This is a genomic window from Achromobacter spanius (assembly GCF_029637605.1).
Classification (GTDB): Bacteria; Pseudomonadota; Gammaproteobacteria; order Burkholderiales; family Burkholderiaceae_B; genus Achromobacter; species Achromobacter spanius_E.
On sequence record NZ_CP121261.1, the window covers coordinates 374,844 to 396,560 of the forward strand.

The following is a 21,717-nucleotide window of genomic DNA, read 5'->3' on the forward strand; positions in this document are numbered from 1 at the left end:
TCGGCCAAACAACGCAGGTTCACACTCGCGCCACTTGTCCTTGGAGCCTTGTCGTGAAAAGTTATGACGTGATCGTGATTGGTGCCGGCGTGATCGGCAGTTCGGTGGCGTTCCACCTGGCGGAGCTGGGCGCGAAGAACGTGCTGGTGCTGGACCGGGCGACCATCGGCGCGGGCACGACGTCGCAGTCATCCGGTATTTTGCGCACCCATTATTCGGTGCGCGAAAACGTGGAGCTGGCGCAGCGTTCCTGGAACGTGTTCAACCACTTCGCCAGTTACGTCGGAGACGACGAAGCGTCATGCGGCCTGGTCAAGTGCGGTTATCTGATCACCGCTGCTGACGACGACAAGCTGGCGCCCTTGCAGAGCGCGCTGGATCAGCAGCGTGAACAAGGCATTGCGCTGGAATTGCTGAACCCCGCCCAGGCCCGCGAGCTGCTGCCGATTGCCTCGTTCGATAATGCCGCGCTGATCGGCTTCGAACCGGAAGCCGGTTTTGCCGACGCCTATCTGGTGGCCACCAGCTTCGCGCGCGGCGCGCGCCGCCGTGGCGTGACCATCCGCGAAAACGTGGACGTGAAAAAGCTGCTGGTGGAAAACGGCCGCGTGGTGGGCGTGTCCACGTCTGACGGCGATTACGCCAGCCCCGTGGTGATCAGCACGCAGAATATCTGGACCTCCGAACTGGCGGGCTGGACCGGCATCGCCATGCCCGTGGTGCCCGAGCGCCACGCCGTGCTGGCGCTGGAATGCGAGGCCGCGCCCTATACCTATTCCATGCCGGTCTTCAAGGACCTGGCCTCGCCCGGCATGCTGTATTGCCGCAGCTATGGCGGCAACCAGATGTTGGTCAGCGAAGGCATCGTGGGTGAAGCACTGCAAAACAGCGACGCCGAGCAAGGCGATATTCCGCTGGACTATGTGGCCGAAGTGGGCGAGCAGGTGGCAACGCGCTTTCCCGCCTACGAGACGGCGGGCCTGGCCTCGTCGTGGACGGGCGTGTATGACGTCACCCCGGACTGGAACCCCGTGCTGGGTCGCGTGCCGGGCGTGCAGGGCCTGATCGTGGGCTTCGGGTTTTCGGGCCACGGCTTCAAGCTGTCGCCGACCGTGGGCCGCGTGCTGGCGCAGGAAGCGCTGGGGCTGGCCACGGAGGTGTCGCTCAAGCCGTATGACATCGGCCGCTTTGCCAGCGGTGCGTTGCTGACCGGCAAGTACGGCCTTGGCGCCGTCTCGTAACGCGATGCGCGCGCTGCATGCAAGCTGGATGGCGGTCACGCCCGAGCCCTGGAAGAACGGCGGCGGCGTGACGCGCACGTTGTCGGTGGATGCCGCCCAGCAACCGCCGCGCTGGCGGGTGAGCGTGGCGGACATCGACCGCGACGGGCCGTATTCCCGCTTTCCCGGCTATGACCGCGTGTCGGTGGTGTTGTCGGGCGGCGGTGTGGAGCTGGTTGTGGAGGAGGCGGATGTGGCCGACGTGGCCGATGCCGGGCGCATTACGCTTGCACCCGGTGTGGCCACAGCCTTCGTGGGCGATGCGGGATTTCAATCGCGCCTGATGAATGGGCGTGTACGCGTGCTGAACCTGTTTGTGTTGCGCGGCGCGGCGGTGGCCAGCGTCGTGTGCGTGGGCGGCGGGCTTGCTGCGGTAGAGGCGGGTGGGCTGGCGCAAGGCGACGCCACGACGCACACGCTGCGCATCGTCGTTGCGGCGCAGGCGGGGCGCTTGAACCAGGCAGCGGCCGATGCTGGCGTGGCGCTGGAGGCGGGCGACTACGCAGCCGGCGTGTCCTGTGGCATCGATGCACGGCGGGCCTTTACGCCTGCGCAACCCACGGCGCGGGATGGTGTGGCCGCGGTGGTGCTGGACGTGCGCGTGCTGGCGCTTGCTGCCGTGTGACCTGTTCTGTTTTATCCGTTCCATTCGATTCGAAATTCCCTGACCCAGGAGTGTTTGCATGAAGGTATTAACCGCGGTCAAGCGCGTGGTTGACTACAACGTCAAGGTGCGCGTGAAGGCCGATCAAAGCGGCGTGGACATCGGCAACGTCAAGATGTCGATGAACCCGTTCGATGAAATCGCTGTCGAGGCAGCTGTGCGCCTGAAAGAGCAGGGCGTGGCGACGGAGGTTATCGCCGTGTCTTGCGGCCCGGCGCAGTCGCAGGAAACGCTGCGCACGGCGCTGGCCATTGGCGCCGACCGTGGCGTGCTGGTGCAGACCGACGCCGCGCTGCAAGCGCTGGCCGTCGCCAAGCTGCTGCGCGCCGTGGTGCGGAAAGAACAGCCCGCGCTGGTGATCCTGGGCAAGCAGGCCATTGATGATGACGCTTGCCAGACGGGCCAGATGCTGGCCGCGCTGTTGGGCTGGCCGCAAGCCACCAACGCCAGCGCCATCGAGATCGACGGCGGCACGGCGCGCGTCACGCGCGAAGTGGACGGCGGCCTGGAAGTGCTGGACCTGACCCTGCCCGCCATCGTGACGGCCGACTTGCGCTTGAACGAACCGCGCTACGTCACGCTGCCCAACATCATGAAAGCCAAGAAAAAACCCGTGGACATCGAAACGCCCGAGGGCTTGGGCGTGGACCCCGCATCGCGCCTGTCGACCTTGCGGGTGGAAGAGCCCGCGGCGCGCGCGCCGGGCATCAAGGTGGCCGATGTGGCCGCGCTGGTCGACAAACTGAAGAACGAAGCCAAGGTGATTTGATGACGGTCCTAGTTATTGCCGAACACGACAACCACACCCTGAACAGCGCCACGCGCAACGCCGTTGCCGCTGGGGCCAAGCTGGGCATGCCGATCCATGTACTGGTGGCGGGCACGGGCGCGCAAGCCGTGGCGCAGTCTGCCGCGCGCATCGCGGGCGTGGAAAAAGTGCTGGTTGCCGACGCGCCGCATCTGGCCGATGGCCTGGCCGAGAATCTTGCCGCGCAAGCGGTCGCCGCTGCCGGGAATGTCTACACGCATGTATTGATGGCTGCCACCACGCAGGGCAAGAGCGTGGCGCCGCGCATTGCCGCGCTGCTGGATGTGGAGCAGGTATCGGATGTGATCGAGGTGCTGGCGCCGGACACGTTCAAGCGCCCGATCTATGCGGGCAACGCCATTGCCACGGTCCAGAGCGGCTACGCCGTCGTGGTGGCGACGATACGCCCGACCGCGTTCGACGCGGCGGCCGAGGACGGCGGCAACGCCGTGGTCGAAGCCATTGCCGCCGTGGCCGACCTGGGCCTCACGCAATTCAAGCGTCGAGACATCGCCGCGTCGGAACGGCCTGAACTGGGCGGTGCGCGCGTGGTGGTGTCGGGCGGGCGCGGGCTGGGCAGCGCCGAACATTTCAAGCTGCTGGACCCCCTGGCCGAAAAGCTGGGCGCGGCGCTGGGCGCCTCGCGCGCGGCGGTGGACGCGGGCTACGCGCCCAACGACTGGCAGGTGGGGCAGACTGGCAAGATCGTGGCGCCGGCGCTCTACATCGCGGTGGGTATTTCTGGCGCCATCCAGCACCTGGCCGGCATGAAGGATTCCAAGACCATCGTCGCCATCAACAAGGACGGCGATGCGCCGATCTTCGGCGTGGCGGATTATGGCTTGGTGGGCGACCTGTTTGAGGTCGTGCCGGCGCTGACGACGTCGCTGTAAGGGCTGCAAGGGCTGCAAGGGCTGTAAAAGCTTACGCGCCCGCCCGCCTCAACGCCGCATGCTGCGCCAGAGCGTGGCGGGCGGCAAACCGAGGGCCGGCGCGATGTCTTTCTGGATCAGGCGTTCCACCGCCATCAGGATCACGTCGCGCGCCTCGGTGGGCAGCTTGCCCACCTCTTGCTGGCGCGAGGCCAGGTACAGCTTGCGCGACAGGCCGGGGTCATCGGCGCGCGTCACGCCCAGATAGGGCGCCAGCGGCAGCACCCGCAATTGGTCCACGAAATGGCGCGACTGCCAGATGCACAGCGGCGTGCTGATCGCAAAGCCGATGCCCGCCGTCACCAGGCTGAGCAGCGGGTCTGTGTTGTCGAATTCGAAGGTGCGTTCGATCATCACGTCGTGTGCTTCGATCAGGCGGTCGATCTCGGCGCCGATGAACGACCGCGCGCTGTAGCGGATGAACTGCATGCGCTTGCCCAGGTCTTTCAGCGAGCCGATCTTGTCCACGTCCAGCGTGCGCGGCACGATCAGCACATAGGGTTCGCTGAACAGGCTGATCTTGCGGATGGTGGGCTTGCCCGCCACGGCGCTGGTGGTGACGACAAGGTCCAGTTGCCGGTCTTCCAGTTGCTTGTCCAGCACGGGCGTAATACCCGACCACAAACGAATCTGGCGCGATGCGCCGGACAGGCCGTGGATCAAGGTCGGCCCCAAGGTGCCGGCAAACGAATCCACGCAGCCGAAGCGCACGATGTTGCGCTTGGCGCGGCTCAGGTTGCGCACGCTTTCCGTCATGTCGCCGGCTTGCGCCAAGAGGCGCGCGGCGTGATCGAACAGCAGTTCGCCCGCCGGGGTGGGCCGAGCGGGGCGCGTGCTGCGGTCCAGCAGCTCGGTCGACATGGCGGCCTCGAGTTGCTTGACCCGCTGCGACACCGCCGCTTGCGACAAGCCCAACAGGCGCGCCGCGCCGGATACCGACGCGGCTTCCACCACCGCCACCCAGGTCAACAGCAGGCTCCATTCCGGATAGTTTTCCGTCGTGCTGAAGGAAAAGCGGTTCATGCCTGGGGGGTCCTGGATGTGGTGGGGGGAAGGGCTGGCGCCTGGCGTTTATCGCTTGGTGCGTTGCGCTTAACGCGTTGCGCTTAACGCTGGCGCGCCGTGGTCTGCTCCAGCGCGGCCCGCACCATGGCTTCGACCACCGGGATGACGCGGCCGGCCAGGTCGGGGCGATAGCCGTAGGGATGCGTTTCGTCCATGTAGGTGGACTGGCACATTTCCAGTTGGATGGCGTGTACGTTGTCGGCCGGCGAGCCATAGTGGCGCGTGATGTAGCCGCCCTTGAAGCGGCCGTTGACGGCCCAGGTGTAGTCGGTGCAGGGATCCAGTTGCGCCTGCACGGCGGCCAGGATGTCGGGTGCGCAGGCGGCGCCATCGGACGTGCCGATGTTCAGGTCGGGCAGCTTGCCGTCGAACAGGCGCGGCAACACGCTGGCGATGGAATGCGCTTCCCACAGCAGCACGGTGCCGTGCTCGGCCTTGATGCGGTCGATTTCGCTGCGCAGTTGCGCGTGGTACGGCTGCCAATAGGTCTGCAGGCGCTGCGCGCGTTCGGCGTCGGTCAGCGCGGCGTCGTCCTGGTAGAGCGCATCGCCCCGGAAGGTCTGGGTGGGGCAGAGGCCCGTCTTGGTCTGGCCGGGGTACAGGCTTTCATCGTTGGGCGGGCGGTTCAGGTCCACCACATAGCGCGAATAGCGCGCGCCGATCACGGACGCGCCCAGCGCCTGGGCAAATTGGTACAGCGTGTCCAGATGCCAGTCGGTGTCGCCGGACTGCAAGCCCAAGGGCGTCATGAGCGCACGCTGCGCATCGGGAATCTGGCTGCCAAGATGGGGAATGGAAATCAGCAGCGGGGCGGTGCCACGGCTGAAATGAAAGAGGTCGCTCAAGGGAAAACTCCGGGTCACAAAATGAATGCGCGGCTGGGGCAAAGGGGGAACTGACAGGCGCTGCGGGCGGGGCACGACAGCGCCGTGTCGTCGTGGCTGTGCCAGCTATCCAGCTATGCTAGGCAGCGCCAACCGCCACGGCAATTGCATCAGTTTAATGGATGTTGATAATCAGAAAGCCTGATGCTGATGGCGCGGGTAGGGCGACACCGGCAAATGGGTAAGGTAGAGTTCGCTACACAACGCGCGGCGAAGTCCGCGCTTGTTATGCCCGCACTATTTACCCGCTTTTTTTCAGGAGTCCCATGATTGATGACCTGATTGAACTGGCCAAGCTCACCAGCCTTGGCCTGGCGCTGATGCTGCCCCTGGCCAATCCCTTGACCTCCATGACCTTGCTGCTGTCACTGGGCGGGCAGATTCCCTATAAAGAGCGCGAACGCCAGGTGACGCAGGCGGCGTTCTATGTGGTGGGCGTCATGTTGGTGACCTACTACGCCGGCGCGTGGATCATGCATACCTTCGGCATCTCGATTCCGGGCCTGCGCATCGCGGGCGGGCTGATCGTGGTCAGCATCGGGTTCAGCATGTTGTTTCCGCCGGCGGAGCCACGCACGCTGGCCGCGGAAGCGGCGGCCGACGCCCAACAGCGGCAGGTGCCCAACATTGCGTTCGTGCCGTTGGCGCTGCCGGGCACGGCGGGGCCTGGCACCATCGCCATGATCATCAGCGGCGCGGCCTCGGTGGATACCGCCATCACGCCGCAGTATCCGGAGTGGGTGGTGGCTGTCACCCCCGTCATCGTCTTCGTCTTGCTGGGCGTGCTGTTCTGGGTGTGCCTGCGCTCGGCGGGCCGCATCGTGGCCGTGATCGGGCAGAGCGGCGTCGAAGCCATCTCGCGCGTGATGGGCTTTCTGCTGGTGTGCATGGGGGTCCAGTTCGTCATCACCGGCGTGCTGGAAATCGTGAGCCAGCATGCCGGAGGCTAGGCCGGCCGGGGGCAGCGCGCGCTGCGCCGCGGGCTGGCTGTGACGGGGCGGGGGCTGCTTAGGCTGCTGCTGACGCTGATGCTGGCTGCATCCGCCTTGTGGGGCTGCCTGGCGCTGTCTTACCAAGCGCCTGGTGGCGTGTGGGGCAAGGGGGCGGCTTGCCTGGTGTGGACCGCGCTGTGCGTGCGCGCGGTGCTGGCGCTGTGGTGCAAAACGCGGTGGCGCGCAAGCCGGTGGCGGCGGCAAGCAGGGTGGGCCTACCTGGTCGGGTTGGCGCTGTTGTGCGTGTGGTGGCAGAGCCTTGCGCCAAGCAATGACCGCATCTGGGCCGACGACGTGGCGAAGATGCTGCGCGGCACCGTGCAGGGCTCAAGCGTCACGCTGGAAAACGTCCGCAATTTCGACTGGCGCGCAGACGACGACTACACCGTGCGTTGGGAAACGCGGCAGTACGATCTGGACAAGCTTGTGTCCGTGGACATGGCGCTGTCGTATTGGGCAGGCCCCGCCATCGCGCACACGCTGGTTTCCTTCGGCTTTGCCGACGGGCGCCACGTGGTGTTCTCGGTGGAAATCCGCAAGGAACGCGGCGAGCAGTTCTCGGAGATTGGCGGATTCTTCAAACAGTTCGAACTGAGCGTGGTGGCCGCCGAAGAGCGCGACATTCTGTACGTGCGCGCCGGACCGCGTGGCGAAAGCGTGTACCTGTATCCGGTACGCATGCCCGAACGCGCCATGCGTGAACTGTTCCTGTCGTATGTGAATACGGCCAACGCGCTGGTCACGACGCCGCGCTTCTATCACACGGTCACCGCCAATTGCACGACGCTGGTCTACCAGATGGTGAACGCGATTGTGCCGGGCTTGCCGCTGGATCACAGGCTGTTGCTATCGGGCTATCTGCCCGAGTATCTGTACGAGCAGGGCGGGCTGGACGACAGCGTTGCCTTGGAGGCGCTGCGCAAGCGCGCGTCGGTCGGTCCCCTTGCCGCGCCGGGAGAAGACCCCATCGCGTTTTCCAGGCGGATCCGGCAGCAGCCTTGAATCGCGGCTTTGTACCTGCAAACCAAGCCCGGCGACCGCAGCACCTAAGATCGTGGGGACAGATCCCTGACCTGTTTCTCCACGTTACGGAACAGTGTTTTCCAACCGGAAAATGTCGAGTTTCGCTGGGTTTCTGCGGTAAAGTAGCCCGCAAACCCGCCGTATGTGAGTTTTTCGCACACGATTTTTCCTCTGGTTTCCTAGCCGGAATGTTTTTCAAGGAGGGCCGTCAGATGTCCTGGCTGACCCTGGTTATTGCAAGCGTTGCAGTGATCGCCATTGCCGCGGTGCTGTTACGCCACCCCGGAGTTGTCCTTTACGACTGGTTGGCTGCTCGCCGAACCGCCCGCAAAGTTGCCCGCACTGCCGCCGCCCAATCGGCAGTGGCCCTGCCCCGCGCACCAGCGCATGCCGCCAAGCACGTCGAACCCGCGCCGTCGGTCAGCTAGTTTCCCGCAGCGAATTCCCCGCGCGCGCCCGATAGCGCCGCCGCGTCTGCTTGCCCCCTCCAGATAAAAAAAGGCCATCCGATCACGGATGGCCTAAGTACAGATAGGCCGCCCCGACTCTGCTCAGCAGGGGCGGCCCGCAGCCTGTTTAGAAGCGATGGCGGATGCCAGCGCCAACAGTGCTGATCTTGTTGCCGTTGATGAAGGCGGCGCCGTCGGCGTAGGACGCCAGGGCGTACAGGTTGGTGCGCTTGGACAGGTCGTACGTGTAGCCGACGCTGTAGATGTCCATGGCGTACAGGTTCTTGTTCGGGTCAGCACGCTGCCACGACGCGAAGATGTTGCTGGCCGCGCCGATCGGGGCGCTCACGCCAACCATGTACGAGTTGATGCGCAGGCCGTCCCAGGTGAAGCGGCCGTTGGTGAAGCCTTGGCCTTGGGCCGTGCCACCCGCTTGCTCGCGGCCACCCATCAGCGAAAAGTCCTGTCCGGCGAAGACGCCGTCTTCGGAACGGCCATAAGCCAGCGACAGCTTGACCACTTCGAAGTCGTACGCGCCACCGATGATGAACTGCTGCGGTTGCGGCTGGTTCGGCTTGCGGTATTGCACGTCATAGGACAGGGCCAGCTTCAGCGGGCCGTTGTCGTAGCGCACGCCGGCCGTCCAGGCGCGGTTGTTTTCCTTGGTCCTGAAGCTGGTCGGGCCTTCGACGTCGTCCGTCGAGAAGGAGTAACCGACGCCGCCCTGGAAGCCGCTCCAGACCGGGGTCTGGTACATGACCATGTTGTCGTAGCGAACCGTGTTCGCGGCGCTGAAGGCCATGCCCATGTTGGCGTTCAGGTAGTCCAGCGCGAACGGGTCGATGTCGCCGAAGTACTTGGATGCGATGTTGGTCTGGCGGCCCAGTTCCAGCAGACCGAATTGGTCGCTGTTCAGGCCAACCGTGGCCTGGCGGCCGAACAGGCGGTCACCTTGCGAGCGGTTGCCGTTGTTGGCCGTGAAGCCGCTTTCCAGCGTGAAGACCGCCGACAGGCCGTCGCCCAGGTCTTCCGTGCCGCGCAAGCCAAAACGCGAACCGTTCTGGATGCCGTCGTTCATGCCGATCCGGGAGTGGTAGTCGCCGCCATTCACGCCACGGTTTGAATCGGTGGTGCCAACCTTGCCGCGTTGATAGGTGAGCCCCAAGTCAACGATGCCGTACAAGGTGACGGACGTTTCAGCCTGCGCCGCACCGGCCATGCCAGCCAGAATCGCGCCTACGAGCAAAGTTTTTGTTAGTTTCATATCCACATCCGGTTCTAAGGCTTGCGTTGCCTGCTTTCAGGGGAGTGAAAGCAGCCCAGGCCTCAACAATAGGGAAGGCGGATCAAAAACATGAAACTGAAAACTACGTAATGGTTCTGGATATGCATATTGGGGCCGCATTCAGCGCGGTTCCCTCTGACAGCAGGCTGAAGCAGTAAATATCAGTTACCCCGCTCACATACAAAAACGGGGCTCTCTATGGCTTGCTTACAACAGTCTTGGCCATGCTGCGTGGGGGGCAGCCTGCCGGTGCTGCGTCAGGCATTGATCTGATTACGAAAATTGCCGGCCGCCGGGTCGCGTACAAATTGATAAATTGTGTCTGTTATTTCGTTGCGATTTAGACGGAATTCCGCTTGACGCAAGCGGCCCGCCGCTTAGGCCAAGGGTCGCTGCAATCCAAGGTGTCCGCGCAAGGTGCTGTGTTCGTATTCCGTACGGAACAGCCCGCGTCGTTGCAGGACCGGAATGACGTGATCCACGAAATCGTCGATGCCGCCCGGCAATGACGGCGGCATCAGGTTGAACCCATCAGCCCCTTCGTTCTTGAACCAGTGTTCCATCTGGTCGGCTATATGCGCCGGCGTGCCCACCATGGTGCAGTGGCCGCCGCCCGCTGCCAGGCGACCCAGCAATTGGCGCACGGTGGGTTGTTCGGTTTCGATAATCCGCAAAATCGTGGCGTAGCGTCCCTTCGGGCCCTTGAACTCATGCAGGGGCGGCAGCGGCGGCACGGGCGCGTCCAATTCCCACGCGGCGCAATCCTGCAACACGAAAGTGCCCAACTGGCGCAGCGAGGCATCGCTGGGCAGCAATTCGTCCAGCGCGCGTTGCTTGGCGCGCGCCTCGGCCTCGGTCGACCCCACGTAGGTGACCAGGCCCGGCATGATCGGCACAAACGCGCTGCGGCCGGCGGCGCGCACGCGTTGCTTGATATCGCGGTAATAGGCTTGCGCGGCCGGCAGGTCGTAGGCCACGGCGTAGATGGCTTCGGCGCGCCGGGCGGCCAGGTCGCGGCCCTGGTCGGATGCGCCGGCCTGGAACAGCACGGGATGTCCTTGCGGCGGGCGCGGCACGGTGAGGGGGCCGTCCACCAGGAAATGGTCGCCGTGGTGGTGGATCGGGCGTACACGGTCGGGGACGCCGTAGACGCCGTCGCGGTCAATGGCCAAGGCGTCGTCTTGCCACGAGTCGAACAAGCGCAAGGCTACGTCGACAAACTCTTCGGCGCGCGCGTAGCGCCAATCGTGGCCGGGCATGGTTTCAAAGCCGTGGTTGCGCGCTTCGGCGTCGAACATGGACGTGACCACGTTCCAACCCATGCGTCCGCCTGAAATGTGGTCCAGCGACGCCACCATGCGCGCCGCGTGGAAGGGCGTGAAAAAGGTGCTGGATACCGTGCTGATCAAGCCGATGCGATGGGTGGCGCGCGCAATCGCGGCCATGGTCGTCAGCGGTTCCAGATACCAGCGTGGCCCGTCGCCGATGTTGTCGGTGGACTGCCCGTCCGCAAAGAAGATGGCGTCGAGCTTGCCGCGTTCGGCCGTCTGCGCCAGCGCTTCGTAATAGCCGATGTCGCCCAGCCGTTCGGCGGCGGAGTCCGGATGGCGCCACGCGGCGCGGTGGTGTCCGCAGCCGAAGATGAACAGGTTCAGGTGCAGCATGGCGATCAATTCTTGACGAGGCCGCCGTCCACGACCAGGTTCTGGCCGGTGACGCTGCGCGACCACGGGCAGGCGAAGAACAGCACTGCATCGGCAAACTGTTCGGGCGTGGTGACGGTGCGCAAGGGCGTGCTGGCGGCAATCAGGTCGAACACCGCTTCAGGCGTGGCGGCCGATGCGTCGGTGGTGCGCAGCAAGCCGCCCGACACCATGTTGACCGTGATGCCATCCGGACCCAGGTCCTGCGACAGCGTGCGCGTGAATGACAGCAGCGCGGCCTTGGCGGCGGTGTAGTCGTGGTACGGCACCACCGGGTTCTGGACCAGGTTGGTGCCGATGTTGATGATGCGGCCGACGCCGGCGCTGCGCATGCCGGGCAGCGCGGCCTGCGTGGTGTTCAGCGCGCCGCGCACGCAGCCTTCGATCTGCTGATTCAGGTTGTCCCAGGTCAGGGTGTCGGCGTGGGGGCGCGCATCGCCATTGAACTGAAAGGCGGGCAGCGCGTTGTTGACCACCGTGGTCACCGGCATGCCGAAGTGGCTTTGCGCCTGCGCGATCATCCCGGCCACGGCGGCTGCATCGCGCACGTCGGCCTGCACCGCCAACGCGCGCTCGGGCGCGGTGGCGGCCAGCGCCTGGGCGGCATCCGCACTGTTCAGATAATTGATCACCACGCGCGCGCCCTCGCGCAGAAAGGCCCGCGTGATGTGCGCGCCCAATCCACGGGCGCCGCCCGTGACAATAACCAGTTGTTCGTTCAGGGCGGGGGAGCGATGGGCAATGGACATGGTGGGCTCTTTGGTTCACCGGCACGCATGCAAACAGGTGCCGCACGCGGGCGAACTTAGCACGAATCCATGCGTTGACATTGGCCCGCCGCGACCCTAATCTTGCGGCAATTCCTGGGGGAGCCCGTTTGGGCTGAGATTCCGCGTCATGCGGTAACCCTTTGAACCTGATCCGGGTAATGCCGGCGAAGGGAAGGACATCGCACGGTTCGTGCGCCCTCCCTAGACTTTCATCCATCAGCGGCCCCTGTTTCTCACGGGCCGCCGCGTTGCGCGTCCGGCTGTCGGCCGGGCCAGGGAGGACTGTTTTTCATGCTGACCCAAACCACCGCCTTGTTGTGGCTGCTGCTGTTTTCAGGCGGCTTCGCCGTTGCCAGCGTGCTCTATACCCGTCGCAAGCGCGGCACTCTGGAAGACTACATCGTGGCCCGCAACAGCCAGGGCGCGTTCGGCACCATCCTGACGCTGATGGCGTCAACGCTGGGCGCGTGGATTCTGTTCTCGCCCGCACAGGCCGCCACCTGGGGTGGGCTGGCGGCGGTGATCGGCTATGCGCTGGGGTCCATGTCTCCGCGCCTGGTGATGATTCCGCTGGGGCGGCGCATGCGCGAACTGATTCCGCACGGCCATACCCTGACTGAATTCCTGATGGCGCGCTATGGCCGTCCGATGTACGGGCTGGCGCTGTTCATCATGCTGTTCTATCTGTTCATTGCCTTGTCGGCCGAGGTCACGGCGATTGCCAAGCTGGTCACCATGCTGGCGCCCGTGCCGCTGTGGGCCACCGCCGCCATCGTGATGGGCACGACGCTGCTTTACACCACCTACGGCGGGCTGCGTTCGTCGATCTTCACCGACCAGGTGCAGATGATGGTCATTCTGCCGTTGCTGGTGATCCTGTGCGTGGTGGGCTGGCAGGCGGCGGGCGGCGCGCTGCCCACCATCGAAGCGCTGCAAGCCCGCGCACCCCAATTGCTGGACCTGACGGATCCAGTGGGCGTGAAGGCGGGCCTGACGTTCTTCGTGGCAATCCTATTGACGGGCATTTTCCACCAGGGCAACTGGCAGCGCATCTACGCCGCGAAAGACGCGCGGTCGATGCGCAATGGTTTCCTGCTGGGCGGTATTCTTGCCGCGCCGTTCATCTTCCTGATGGGTCTGTTCGGCCTGGCGTTCGTGGGCCTGGCGCCGCAGGGCGACAGCTCTGTCGCGCTGTTCAGCGTCATCATGCCGCACGCGCCGGCTTGGTTCGTGATCGCCCTGATTCCGCTGGGTCTGGCGCTGGTCATGAGCACGGCCGATACGGCGATCAGCGCGGTGTCCAGCATCGTGGCGGTGGACATGCGCCGCCTGATGCCGCACGCCAATGGCCGCGACATGAAGCGCCTGGCCCGCTGGGCCGTGCTGCTGCTGGCGATTCCCGTGATGATCGTGGCCTCGCAAGGCTACAGCGTGCTGTATCTGTTCCTGCTGGCCGACCTGTTGTGCTCGGCGGCGGCGTTTCCGGTTTTCTACGGCCTCTTCAGCCGCAAGCATGATGGCGTGACGGCCACCACGGCAACGGCGGCGGGGCTGGTGGTGGGGCTGTTCTTCTTTCCGGCGCCGGGCGACAAACCCACGTTCCTGCTGGAATCGTTTTTGCTGGCGGCGTTTGTGCCGGTTGTGGTGACGGTGCTGATGCGTTTGGCGCGCCGTGGGGTGCAGGAGTTTGATTTGGCTACGCTGAGCGCGGCGGTGCGGCGGCTGGATAAGGACGCGGTTTGAGTACGCGGTCCATGTAGCCCCGAATACAAAAAAGCCTTGGAACACGTGTTGGTGTCCAAGGCTTTTCCGTCTGGTGTTTGGTGGAGCGGAGGAGGATCGAACTCCCGACCTTCGCATTGCGAACGCGACGCTCTCCCAGCTGAGCTACCGCCCCAATGAAGCAAGAGCAAAACTATACCTGAACTTCAAAGCGCCGCGCAATACGGCGCCAGGCAATTATTTTCAGACGAATTCCAGCGTGGCCACGACCGGTGCGTGGTCCGACGGCTGCTCGTTGCGGCGCGGTTCCTTGTCGATCACGCAGGCCACGCAGCGCTTGACCAGCGGCGCGGACAGCAGCACGTGATCGATCCGCAGGCCGGCGTTGCGGCGGAAGGCGAATTGCCGGTAGTCCCACCACGAAAACGACTTCTCCGGCTGTTCGAACAAGCGGAAGGAATCGGTCAGGCCCAGGTCGAGCAGGGCGCGCAAAGCGGCGCGTTCGGGCTCGGACACCAGCACCTGGCCTTCCCATTTTTCGGGGTTGTGCACGTCTTCATCGGCGGGGGCAACGTTGTAGTCGCCCAGCACGGCCAGACGCGGAAACTGCTTGATCTCGTCGGCCAGCCAATTGCGCATGGCGTCAAACCACGCCAGCTTGTACACGTACTTGTCCGAATCCACCGCCTGCCCGTTGGGGCAATACGCGCACACCACGCGGACATCGCCTTCCGGGCTGGGAAACGTCAGCGCCAGCACGCGCTGCTGCGGGTCTTCATAGCCGGGAATGTTGCGCACCATCGTCGTGCCCGGCACCCGCGACACGATAGCCACGCCGTTATAGGTCTTCTGGCCCGCCCAGACGGCGTGGTAGCCGGCTTCCTTGAAAGCCGCCTCGGGAAACTTGTCGTCCGTCAGCTTCAGTTCCTGGATGCACAGCACGTCAACCGGATTGGCCGCTAGCCAATCCAGTACCTGCTGCAGGCGTACGTTCAAGGAGTTCACGTTCCAGGTGGCGAGTTTCATGATTCTTGTAGACCGTTTGTTTATGCGGTTCTCAGGGGTGCTGCCTTCCAAAAAACCGATCTAGCTACGTAGCTGGCTACGAATCCGGCGGCTCATCCGTGGCGTGGTTGGCGGGCGCCATGGAGAAGGCCAGATGATACCTGCTGATGCTGCGTTCTTCTGCTGGCCACGCTCAATGGGGGATGTGGGGCTCCTCCTGCGGCACGTTAGCCTTAGGGGGGGGCTAGTTTCTTCATCTGCTTGACGTCGGTTGCGCTGAGTTCATAGGTGCCCACGTCTGCGGCGATGCCACGGTTGATGGCTTCGTCCTCTTCCTGAGTGGGAATAATCGTCCCTTGCTTAAGCTTCGGCATACTTCACCCTGATCAACGCTCCGAGCCGCTGTTCAGCATCCGGCTCTTCGCTTTTTCTATATGCGCGCGCATGACGTTGCGGGCGCCGTCGGCGTCTTGTTCCTGGATCAGGCGGTAGATGTGGCGGTGTTCGTCGATGGCGGCGCGGGTGCGTTTCCAGGGTTCGCTGTGTACCAGGTGGCGCATGACGTTGACGGCGTGGCTGACGTCGTATTCCAGCGACTTCAACACTTGCACGAAGCGCTGGTTGCTGGTGGCGGTGGCGATGGCGCGGTGAAAGCCGTAGTCGTAATGGTGGGCGATGGCGCCGGAGGCGTCGGCTTCTTCGTAGCCGGTCAGCATGCGGTCCATCTCGCGCAGGTCGTCGCTGCTGCGGCGCAGGGCGGCCAGGTAGGCGCATTCGGGTTCGATCACCATGCGCAGTTCCAGGCCTTCCAGAATGTGGCCAACGCGGCGTGCCGGGTCGACGGCGGGCATGCCACCCATCAGGTCGGGCTTGGCGCGCACGTAAGTGCCCGAGCCACGGATGGAATCCACCAACTGGTCTTCGCGCAAGCGGTCCAGCGCCTGCCGGACCACCGGGCGGGACACCTCGAACAGCGCGGCCAGTTCCAATTCAGTGGGCAGCTTGTTGCCGGGGGCGATCTTGCCGGTGGCAATCGCGTAGAACAGGCTTTCATACACGCGCTCGGCAAAGCGCTCGGCGCGCACATAGCCCAAGCCCGATGCCACGTCCGCCAGCACGTCCAGTTCGGGACGGGGGCGCGAGGCAGATTCCAGCAGGGAACCCAGTTGGGGGTCACGCACATCGCTCATTGGCGCGTTCCTGAAGAGGTTGAAGAAATCCGAAGGTTGTCAGTCGCCATGACAGAAATCGCGGGTGGCAAACCGGCAGGCAGTGGCTTGATATCTAAGGGATTACCCGAATCCGACGTCAAAAATCCTGAAGCTTAGGAAGAAAGCTGTCAATTCAATTGACAAGTTAGGGGGGCTCCCTTAATTTGCTTTCAGACGTTTGCTCCCGGTGCCTTTGCTCCAGGCCTTTGCCCCAGGCATTTGCCACCCGGCACGCAGCACATCGCATCACTCACATCGCCCGCGCCTTGATGCGCACCCCAGGCCATTCGGCCGCTACTTTACTCCGCACATCGTGACTCAGAAGAACTTTATCGCCAACCAATGGGTGGCCGCTGCCACCGGTGAAACCATCCCCGTCCTGAACCCGTCCGACGGCAAGCCCTTCGAGTCGATCGCCCGCTCGGGCGAGGCGGACGTCGACCGCGCGGTGCAGGCTGCCCGCCAGGCATTCGAAGGCGAGTGGGGCCAGATGGCGCCGGCCGTGCGCAGCCGCCTGTTGATGAAGATTGCCTTCGCGTTGCTGGACCGGCAGGAAGAATTGGCGCAACTGGAATCCGCCGACACGGGCAAGCCCATCAAGCAGGCACGTGCCGATGCCGCCGCCGTGGCGCGCTATTTCGAGTTCTACGCCGGCGCCGTCGACAAGCTGCATGGCGAGACCATTCCCTACACCCCGGGCTTCACCGTGCTGACCCTGCGCGAGGCGCATGGCGTTACCGGCCATATCGTGCCCTGGAACTACCCGCTGCAGATCTTTGGCCGCAGCGTGGGCGCGGCGCTGGCCGCCGGCAATGCCTGCGTGGTCAAGCCCGCCGAAGATGCGTGCCTGTCGCTGTTGAAGCTGGCTGAAATTGCCGCCGAAGTGGGCTTGCCCGCCGGCGCCCTGAACATCGTGACCGGCTATGGCCACGAAGCCGGCGCCGCCTTGTCCGCGCATCCCGGCATCGACCACATCTCGTTCACGGGTTCGCCGCAGACGGGCAAGATGGTGGCCCACGCCGCCGCCGACAACCACGTGCCGGTCACGCTGGAACTGGGCGGCAAGTCGCCGCAGATCGTGTTCGACGACGCGGACCTGGACGCCGCCTTGCCCGTGCTGCTGGCCGCCATCATTCAGAACGCCGGCCAGACCTGCTCGGCGGGCAGCCGCGTGCTGATTCAGCGCGGCGTGTACGAAACCGTGTTGAAGCGTTTGTCGGATGCATTCGCGGCCACGGTGACCGGCCCTGCCGCGCAAGACCTGGACGTGGGCCCGCTGATCAGTGGCCGCCAGCATGACCGCGTGCGCGGCTTCCTGGCCGAAGCCGAAGCTGAAGGCCTGAAAGTGGCCGCGCGCGGCACGCTGAAAGAAGGCTCGCCCGAAGCGGGCTATTACCAGCCGCCCGTGCTGTTCCGCGACGTGCCGCCCAACAGCCGCCTGGCGCAGGAAGAAGTGTTTGGCCCGGTGCTGGCCGCCATGGTGTTCGACACCGAGGAAGAGGCGCTGGAAATCGCCAATGGCACGCTGTACGGCCTGGTGGCCGGTGTCTGGACGCGCGACGGCGGCCGTCAAATGCGCCTGGCCCGCAAGCTGCGCGCCGGCCAGGTCTTCGTCAACAACTACGGCGCCGGCGGCGGCGTGGAACTGCCGTTCGGCGGATCGCGCCAGTCGGGTTACGGCCGCGAAAAGGGCTTTGAAGCGCTGTACGGCTTCACCACCTTGAAGACCATCGCCATCCGTCATTGATGGCAGGGCGGGTGGCGTTCGCCACCCGCCTGCTTCGGGGCGGCGCCTGGCAAAATATCGGTTAACGTTCATGTTTTGCTTCAGGGGCCCGCCGCCCCGTATTCAGGATCCGTATGTTCACCGGTATTGTTCAAGGCACCGCGACGATCGCGAAGATCGCGGATCGCGAAGGCCTGCGCACCTTCACGCTGGATTTCCCCCCTGGTTTCTGTGTTGACCTGGCCATCGGCGCCAGCGTGTCGACGGATGGCGTCTGCCTGACGGTGACCGAGCTGCTGTCCGACACGCAGGCAACGTTCGACGTCATGCTGCAAAGCCTGGCGATCACCACGCTGGGCAGCTACGCCGAGGGCGACCGCGCCAACGTCGAACGGGCAGCAAAAGACGGCGCCGAAATCGGCGGGCATCCGCTGTCGGGCCATGTGGACTTTACGTCTGAAGTCGTCATGGTGAAGTCGTCGGACACCAACCGGCTGATGCGTTTCAGCATCCCCGAAGCATTCCGCAAATATGTTTTCGCCAAGGGCTATATCGCCATCAATGGCGCCAGCCTGACCGTGTCCGAGGTGAACCGCGCCGAAGGCTGGTTTGAAGTGTGGCTTATCCCGGAAACCCGCCGCATGACGGTGTTCGAGGACAAGCAGGTGGGCGATTTCGTGAACATTGAAATCGAACGCAGCACGCAGGTGGTGGTCGATACCGTGCGCGAAACCGTCCAGGAAAGCCTGGGCAAGCTGCAGCCGCTGCTGGAAGCCATCCTGAAGGAAAAGGGCCTGACCCTGGAAGACTTCATCAGCCCCCAGGGCAAGCTGAAATAGCGCGCTGGGGTTTAAGCCCGGGACTTGATCCCGGGCTATCCGGCCAGGTATTACCCATTGAACGGCTTACCCTGAGGCCGCACGCGGATACCCGGCTGCAAGCGTGTCCAGGGCAGATCGGCCGGGTCGGCCTGCATGGGCCCCGGCGCCTTGGCCACCAGCACCTCGTGCGCGATAGGCTGGAAGTCGGCGCGAAAATGCACCGAACTCTTCACGACCAGAATCCCCATTTCCTCGGGCTGCACCCCGCCCACTCGGAACAGGTTGCGGTCCAGCATCTGCGCCTTGCTGGCGCTGACCACCACGCGCACGCCGCCAATCCGCAAGCCGGCCACGGCGCCCAAATCCACATCCATGCCGTGCATCATCGGCCCGTCAAAGCGCAGCTTGCCGGGCGATAGCGTTTCCACCACGAAGTCGCCCGTGAACGGGGCGTCGCCCGCCACGCCCGATTGCCCACCCAAGCTCAGCGTCACCGTCTGTCCGATACCAGCGGCGGTGGCGGCGCGCACGGCGGCGGGGTCATAGACCAGGCCCAGCGCGGCATTCTGCGCATTGGCCTCCACCAGCGCGCGCAGCATGCCCGTGGTGTTGGCGTCGCCACCCGCGCCGGGATTGTCCTGGGTGTCCGCGATCACGATGGGGCGCGATGCGCCCGCCGCCAGCGCCTGGGCCCGGCGCACGGCTTCGGCGGGCTCCAGGAAGTCGGGCGACCATTCCGGCTCAAGCTCCAGCACCTGCTTGTACAGCGTGTCGGTAACGTGTTCCACGGCCGCCGCATCGGTGCCGTAGGCCCACACCACCGGGCCGCATTCCGGAAAATCCGCCGCCGGAAAGCCTGGCGCGAACGACATCGACGTGACCCCCGGCGTCTGCTCCAGTTGGGCCAGCGTTTCGTACACGCCTTGCGACGGTTGCAGCATCGTGCACATGCCGTTGATGGGAATCAGGAAGGGCAGGCGGCGCACGTGCCGGGTCCAGCGCGAGCCGGCCGCGATACGGGCCAGCAGCAGGCGCGCGGCCTGTTCGCCGGTCGCCGCCATGTCCACATGCGGATAGGTGCGAAAGGCGACCAGCGCATCGGCCTCTTGCAGCATCTGCGCGGTGACGTTGGCGTGCAGGTCCAGGCTGGCCACCACCGGCACGTTCGGCCCCACGATCTGGCGGACCCGTGCCAGCAGTTCGCCTTCGCCGTCGTCCAGGTGTTCGGTGACCATCGCGCCGTGCAGGTCCAGGTAGACGGCGTCGTAGCGGCCCGACTGCGCGGCGTCCAGGATTTCGCCGGCAATACGTTCAAACGCATCGCGCGTGACGTGGGCCGACGGGCTCGCCCCGGCCCAGATCACGGGATGCACGCTATGCCCCTGCGCCTGGATGGCGTTGATGAAACCGCCCGCGGGAATGTTGACCGAGCGCAGCGCCAGCACGTCCTGGCCGCGCGCCATGGCGGGAAAGCCTTCGCCCCGCACAAAGTTGTCGTACCCCGCCTTGGAGGGCGCAAAGGTATTGGTCTCGTGCTGGAAGCCAGCCACCAGGATGTGCATGTCGTTTCCTCTTGGTATCGGGTAGGTGAATTTCCCAGTCTGCCGAATTATTGGAGAGGGCGCGGGCTTTCAGCAATAGCGCTGTCCGCGCGCGGGCTCATTCCTTTTGCCCAACGCCGCTTTCGCGGGAAATCCCTGATCAAACTCGCGTTGCGTGTGCCCGATGGGCTCGCTTAGAATATTTTTATGAGCTACGTAAGTATTGCTAAACAATACTTCAAGGCAAGCAAGGCGAACGCGGCATTTATCGGAACGGGGCAAGCGCGCCGGCCGCTTCCGAGCCGAATTCCGTCACACCCAGGCGCATCAAGGTTGCAGGACTTCATGCGGACAGATGAATACGAAGGGCGGGATGGCATGGGCTTGGCCCAACTGTTGGCCCACAACGAAACCACCCCGGCCGAGCTGATGGCATGCGCGCTGGAACTTGCCGACGCGCGCGGCAAGCCCCTGAACGCGCTGACCTATGTGCAGCCCGACACCGGCCGCGGTCTTGCCGCCGAATGGCGCCAACGCGGCGCCTTTCGCGGCATCCCCTTCATCTTGAAAGATTCAGGTCTGCCCAGCCGGCGCTTTCCGTCCAGCCTGGGTTCGCACCTGTTCGACGACACGGCTTATGACATTGACGCCACCTTGGCAGAACGCTTCGAAGCCTCGGGCCTGATCCCGTTCGCGCGCAGCACCGTGTCGGAACTGTGCATGGGGCCGTCCACCGAAGCGCGCCGCAACGGCGGCGCGACGCTGAACCCGCGGGCGTTGGACAGGTCGGTAGGCGGCTCCAGCGGCGGCGCGGCGGTGGCCGTGGCGGCGGGCATCGTGCCGGTGGCGCATGGTAGCGACGGCGGCGGGTCGATCCGGATTCCAGCGGCTTGCTGCGGCGTATTCGGCTTGAAGCCCAGCCGGGGCCGCGTCCCGATGGGGCCGGCGCGTGGCGAAGGATGGGGCGGCATGGCCTGCGAAGGCGTGCTGTCGCGCAGCGTGCGCGATACCGCCGCTGCCTTGGATGGCATCGGTGGCTATGCCCCCGGCGCGCCGTATGCCGCGCCGCCGCAGCCGGGGTCGTACCTGGATTCGGTGCGTGAGCAGCGCCGCGAGCCGCTGCGCATTGCGCTGTGGCGACAGGCGTGGAACGGCATCGCGATTGCGCCGGAATGCCTGGCCGCTGTCGAGCGCACGGCGCGCCTGTGCCGCGAGCTGGGGCACGAGGTGGTCGAGGCCCCTTTGCCTGACCTGGATTACGCCGGTTTCGTGCGCGCGCACGGCACGGTGCTGGCCACCAACATCGTGCTGGCCGTGCAGGCCCGCCTGACGCTGCGTGGACGCGACTTGCGCGACGACGATCTGGAACCGGTCATCCGCGATGGCCTGTCCGTGGGGCGGGGTCTGTCCGCCACGCAATACGTGGATTCGATCAACCGTTTTCATGCCATCGGCCGCGCCATCGAATCGGCGATGGCGGGCTATGACCTGGTGCTGACGCCCACCTTGGCGCAGTTGCCCGCCAAGCTGGGCGAGCTGGCGCTGGAGGGCGAGTTCTGGGCGTTTCGTGAAAAGGTGTCGCGCTACGCCACGTTTCTTGCCGTGATCAATGCATCGGGCCAGCCGGCGGCCAGCCTGCCGCTGGACTGGACTGAAACAGGGGTGCCCGTGGCCAGCCAGTTGATCGGGCACTTCGGGCGCGAGGACCAGATCCTGCGCCTGGCGGCGGAGCTGGAACGCGCCGCGCCTTGGGGCACGCGGCCAATCCTGCTGCCCTGAACCACGCCACGGTCAGCCGCCATGCCGGCGGCGCCGTTCAAAACCATACAAGGGGAA

At 64.9% G+C, this 21,717-nt stretch carries 20 protein-coding genes, 1 tRNA gene and 1 riboswitch; of the genes, 11 read left to right on the forward strand and 10 right to left on the reverse strand.

Annotation, left to right across the window (positions count from 1 at the left end):
• The first annotated feature begins 53 nt into the window (after window positions 1-53).
• The 4 genes from P8T11_RS01720 to P8T11_RS01735 are packed head-to-tail and all read left to right on the forward strand — an operon-like array spanning window position 54 to window position 3,645.
• Window positions 54-1,241 (forward strand): NAD(P)/FAD-dependent oxidoreductase, encoded by a 1,188-nt coding sequence (locus tag P8T11_RS01720; RefSeq protein WP_268078623.1) that lies wholly within the window; start codon window positions 54-56, stop codon window positions 1,239-1,241.
• Complete coding sequence (locus tag P8T11_RS01725) at window positions 1,225-1,905, forward strand: HutD/Ves family protein (RefSeq protein ID WP_268078622.1); 681 nt, start codon at window positions 1,225-1,227, stop codon at window positions 1,903-1,905. Before P8T11_RS01720 ends, P8T11_RS01725 begins: the two co-directional genes overlap by 17 nt.
• A 58-nt stretch (window positions 1,906-1,963) precedes the next feature.
• Window positions 1,964-2,713, forward strand: a complete 750-nt coding sequence (locus tag P8T11_RS01730) for an electron transfer flavoprotein subunit beta/FixA family protein (protein WP_268078621.1) — start codon at window positions 1,964-1,966, stop codon at window positions 2,711-2,713.
• Window positions 2,713-3,645 (forward strand): electron transfer flavoprotein subunit alpha/FixB family protein, encoded by a 933-nt coding sequence (locus P8T11_RS01735; RefSeq protein WP_268078620.1) that lies wholly within the window; start codon window positions 2,713-2,715, stop codon window positions 3,643-3,645. The genes P8T11_RS01730 and P8T11_RS01735 overlap by 1 nt, the downstream gene beginning before the upstream one ends.
• Window positions 3,646-3,693: 48 nt before the next feature.
• Here the strand turns inward: P8T11_RS01735 and P8T11_RS01740 are convergent, their stop codons facing one another.
• Entirely contained in the window at window positions 3,694-4,707 is a 1,014-nt protein-coding gene (locus tag P8T11_RS01740) for a LysR family transcriptional regulator (protein ID WP_268078619.1), read from the reverse strand.
• A gap of 83 nt (window positions 4,708-4,790) precedes the next feature.
• Entirely contained in the window at window positions 4,791-5,594 is an 804-nt protein-coding gene (gene hutG, locus P8T11_RS01745) for an N-formylglutamate deformylase (protein ID WP_268078618.1), read from the reverse strand.
• A gap of 305 nt (window positions 5,595-5,899) precedes the next feature.
• Here hutG and P8T11_RS01750 point away from each other — a divergent pair, with 305 nt between their 5' ends.
• The 3 genes from P8T11_RS01750 to P8T11_RS01760 all read left to right on the forward strand — a co-directional run bounded on the left by P8T11_RS01750 (window position 5,900) and on the right by P8T11_RS01760 (window position 8,076).
• Entirely contained in the window at window positions 5,900-6,583 is a 684-nt protein-coding gene (locus tag P8T11_RS01750) for a MarC family NAAT transporter (protein ID WP_277549496.1), read from the forward strand.
• Window positions 6,584-6,661: 78 nt separating this feature from the next.
• Window positions 6,662-7,627, forward strand: coding sequence for an Lnb N-terminal periplasmic domain-containing protein (locus P8T11_RS01755; RefSeq protein WP_278072162.1), 966 nt, complete (start codon window positions 6,662-6,664; stop codon window positions 7,625-7,627).
• A gap of 233 nt (window positions 7,628-7,860) precedes the next feature.
• The gene (locus P8T11_RS01760; protein ID WP_268078616.1) at window positions 7,861-8,076 is read left to right on the forward strand and encodes a hypothetical protein; all 216 of its coding nucleotides are present in this window, start codon (window positions 7,861-7,863) and stop codon (window positions 8,074-8,076) included.
• Between the two features lie 148 nt (window positions 8,077-8,224).
• On the opposite strand, the gene P8T11_RS01765 is transcribed toward P8T11_RS01760, so the two are convergent.
• The 3 genes from P8T11_RS01765 to P8T11_RS01775 all read right to left on the reverse strand — a co-directional run bounded on the left by P8T11_RS01765 (window position 8,225) and on the right by P8T11_RS01775 (window position 11,834).
• Window positions 8,225-9,361 (reverse strand): porin, encoded by a 1,137-nt coding sequence (locus P8T11_RS01765; protein WP_268078615.1) that lies wholly within the window; start codon window positions 9,359-9,361, stop codon window positions 8,225-8,227.
• A 398-nt stretch (window positions 9,362-9,759) separates the two neighbouring features.
• Entirely contained in the window at window positions 9,760-11,046 is a 1,287-nt protein-coding gene (locus P8T11_RS01770; RefSeq protein WP_268078614.1) for an LLM class flavin-dependent oxidoreductase, read from the reverse strand.
• Between the two features lie 5 nt (window positions 11,047-11,051).
• The gene (locus P8T11_RS01775) at window positions 11,052-11,834 is read right to left on the reverse strand and encodes a 3-oxoacyl-ACP reductase (RefSeq protein ID WP_268078613.1); all 783 of its coding nucleotides are present in this window, start codon (window positions 11,832-11,834) and stop codon (window positions 11,052-11,054) included.
• A 106-nt stretch (window positions 11,835-11,940) separates the two neighbouring features.
• Window positions 11,941-12,045, forward strand: a riboswitch (TPP riboswitch).
• A gap of 101 nt (window positions 12,046-12,146) precedes the next feature.
• Between P8T11_RS01775 and P8T11_RS01780 the strand changes: the two genes are divergently transcribed.
• The gene (locus P8T11_RS01780) at window positions 12,147-13,598 is read left to right on the forward strand and encodes a sodium:solute symporter family protein (protein WP_268078612.1); all 1,452 of its coding nucleotides are present in this window, start codon (window positions 12,147-12,149) and stop codon (window positions 13,596-13,598) included.
• 78 nt (window positions 13,599-13,676) lie between these two features.
• Here the strand turns inward: P8T11_RS01780 and P8T11_RS01785 are convergent.
• The 4 genes from P8T11_RS01785 to P8T11_RS01800 form a co-directional block, all read right to left on the reverse strand.
• A tRNA-Ala gene (locus P8T11_RS01785) sits at window positions 13,677-13,752 on the reverse strand.
• Between the two features lie 68 nt (window positions 13,753-13,820).
• Window positions 13,821-14,603 (reverse strand): exodeoxyribonuclease III, encoded by a 783-nt coding sequence (gene xth, locus P8T11_RS01790; RefSeq protein ID WP_268078611.1) that lies wholly within the window; start codon window positions 14,601-14,603, stop codon window positions 13,821-13,823.
• A gap of 212 nt (window positions 14,604-14,815) precedes the next feature.
• On the reverse strand, window positions 14,816-14,956 hold the full coding sequence (locus tag P8T11_RS01795) for a hypothetical protein (RefSeq protein ID WP_268078610.1): 141 nt from the start codon (window positions 14,954-14,956) through the stop codon (window positions 14,816-14,818).
• Between the two features lie 12 nt (window positions 14,957-14,968).
• Window positions 14,969-15,772 carry a FadR/GntR family transcriptional regulator gene (locus P8T11_RS01800; protein ID WP_268078609.1) on the reverse strand — a complete coding sequence of 268 codons (804 nt, stop codon included), beginning with the start codon at window positions 15,770-15,772 and terminating at the stop codon, window positions 14,969-14,971.
• Between the two features lie 331 nt (window positions 15,773-16,103).
• Here P8T11_RS01800 and P8T11_RS01805 point away from each other — a divergent pair, with 331 nt between their 5' ends.
• Both P8T11_RS01805 and P8T11_RS01810 read left to right on the forward strand, forming a co-directional pair.
• On the forward strand, window positions 16,104-17,540 hold the full coding sequence (locus P8T11_RS01805) for an aldehyde dehydrogenase family protein (protein ID WP_268082467.1): 1,437 nt from the start codon (window positions 16,104-16,106) through the stop codon (window positions 17,538-17,540).
• 113 nt (window positions 17,541-17,653) lie between these two features.
• On the forward strand, window positions 17,654-18,358 hold the full coding sequence (locus tag P8T11_RS01810; RefSeq protein WP_268078608.1) for a riboflavin synthase subunit alpha: 705 nt from the start codon (window positions 17,654-17,656) through the stop codon (window positions 18,356-18,358).
• 50 nt (window positions 18,359-18,408) lie between these two features.
• Here P8T11_RS01810 and P8T11_RS01815 read toward each other — a convergent pair whose 3' ends face one another.
• Window positions 18,409-19,902 carry a M81 family metallopeptidase gene (locus tag P8T11_RS01815; protein WP_268078607.1) on the reverse strand — a complete coding sequence of 498 codons (1,494 nt, stop codon included), beginning with the start codon at window positions 19,900-19,902 and terminating at the stop codon, window positions 18,409-18,411.
• Between the two features lie 324 nt (window positions 19,903-20,226).
• On the opposite strand from P8T11_RS01815, the gene P8T11_RS01820 reads away from it, so the two are divergent.
• The gene (locus P8T11_RS01820; protein ID WP_268078606.1) at window positions 20,227-21,660 is read left to right on the forward strand and encodes an amidase; all 1,434 of its coding nucleotides are present in this window, start codon (window positions 20,227-20,229) and stop codon (window positions 21,658-21,660) included.
• Window positions 21,661-21,717 lie beyond the last annotated feature (57 nt).

What these genes read in the sequence shown, in the direction of transcription:
- P8T11_RS01730 (WP_268078621.1), top strand. Translation starts at nt 1,964, where the DNA reads ATGAAGGTATTAACCGCGGTCAAGCGCGTGGTTGACTACAACGTCAAG.
- P8T11_RS01735 (WP_268078620.1), top strand. Translation starts at nt 2,713, where the DNA reads ATGACGGTCCTAGTTATTGCCGAACACGACAACCACACCCTGAACAGC.
- P8T11_RS01740 (WP_268078619.1), bottom strand. Translation starts at nt 4,707, where the DNA reads ATGAACCGCTTTTCCTTCAGCACGACGGAAAACTATCCGGAATGGAGC.
- P8T11_RS01750 (WP_277549496.1), top strand. Translation starts at nt 5,900, where the DNA reads ATGATTGATGACCTGATTGAACTGGCCAAGCTCACCAGCCTTGGCCTG.
- P8T11_RS01755 (WP_278072162.1), top strand. Translation starts at nt 6,662, where the DNA reads ATGCTGGCTGCATCCGCCTTGTGGGGCTGCCTGGCGCTGTCTTACCAA.
- P8T11_RS01760 (WP_268078616.1), top strand. Translation starts at nt 7,861, where the DNA reads ATGTCCTGGCTGACCCTGGTTATTGCAAGCGTTGCAGTGATCGCCATT.
- P8T11_RS01765 (WP_268078615.1), bottom strand. Translation starts at nt 9,361, where the DNA reads ATGAAACTAACAAAAACTTTGCTCGTAGGCGCGATTCTGGCTGGCATG.
- P8T11_RS01770 (WP_268078614.1), bottom strand. Translation starts at nt 11,046, where the DNA reads ATGCTGCACCTGAACCTGTTCATCTTCGGCTGCGGACACCACCGCGCC.
- P8T11_RS01775 (WP_268078613.1), bottom strand. Translation starts at nt 11,834, where the DNA reads ATGTCCATTGCCCATCGCTCCCCCGCCCTGAACGAACAACTGGTTATT.
- P8T11_RS01780 (WP_268078612.1), top strand. Translation starts at nt 12,147, where the DNA reads ATGCTGACCCAAACCACCGCCTTGTTGTGGCTGCTGCTGTTTTCAGGC.
- xth (WP_268078611.1), bottom strand. Translation starts at nt 14,603, where the DNA reads ATGAAACTCGCCACCTGGAACGTGAACTCCTTGAACGTACGCCTGCAG.
- P8T11_RS01795 (WP_268078610.1), bottom strand. Translation starts at nt 14,956, where the DNA reads ATGCCGAAGCTTAAGCAAGGGACGATTATTCCCACTCAGGAAGAGGAC.
- P8T11_RS01800 (WP_268078609.1), bottom strand. Translation starts at nt 15,772, where the DNA reads ATGAGCGATGTGCGTGACCCCCAACTGGGTTCCCTGCTGGAATCTGCC.
- P8T11_RS01810 (WP_268078608.1), top strand. Translation starts at nt 17,654, where the DNA reads ATGTTCACCGGTATTGTTCAAGGCACCGCGACGATCGCGAAGATCGCG.
- P8T11_RS01815 (WP_268078607.1), bottom strand. Translation starts at nt 19,902, where the DNA reads ATGCACATCCTGGTGGCTGGCTTCCAGCACGAGACCAATACCTTTGCG.
- P8T11_RS01820 (WP_268078606.1), top strand. Translation starts at nt 20,227, where the DNA reads ATGCGGACAGATGAATACGAAGGGCGGGATGGCATGGGCTTGGCCCAA.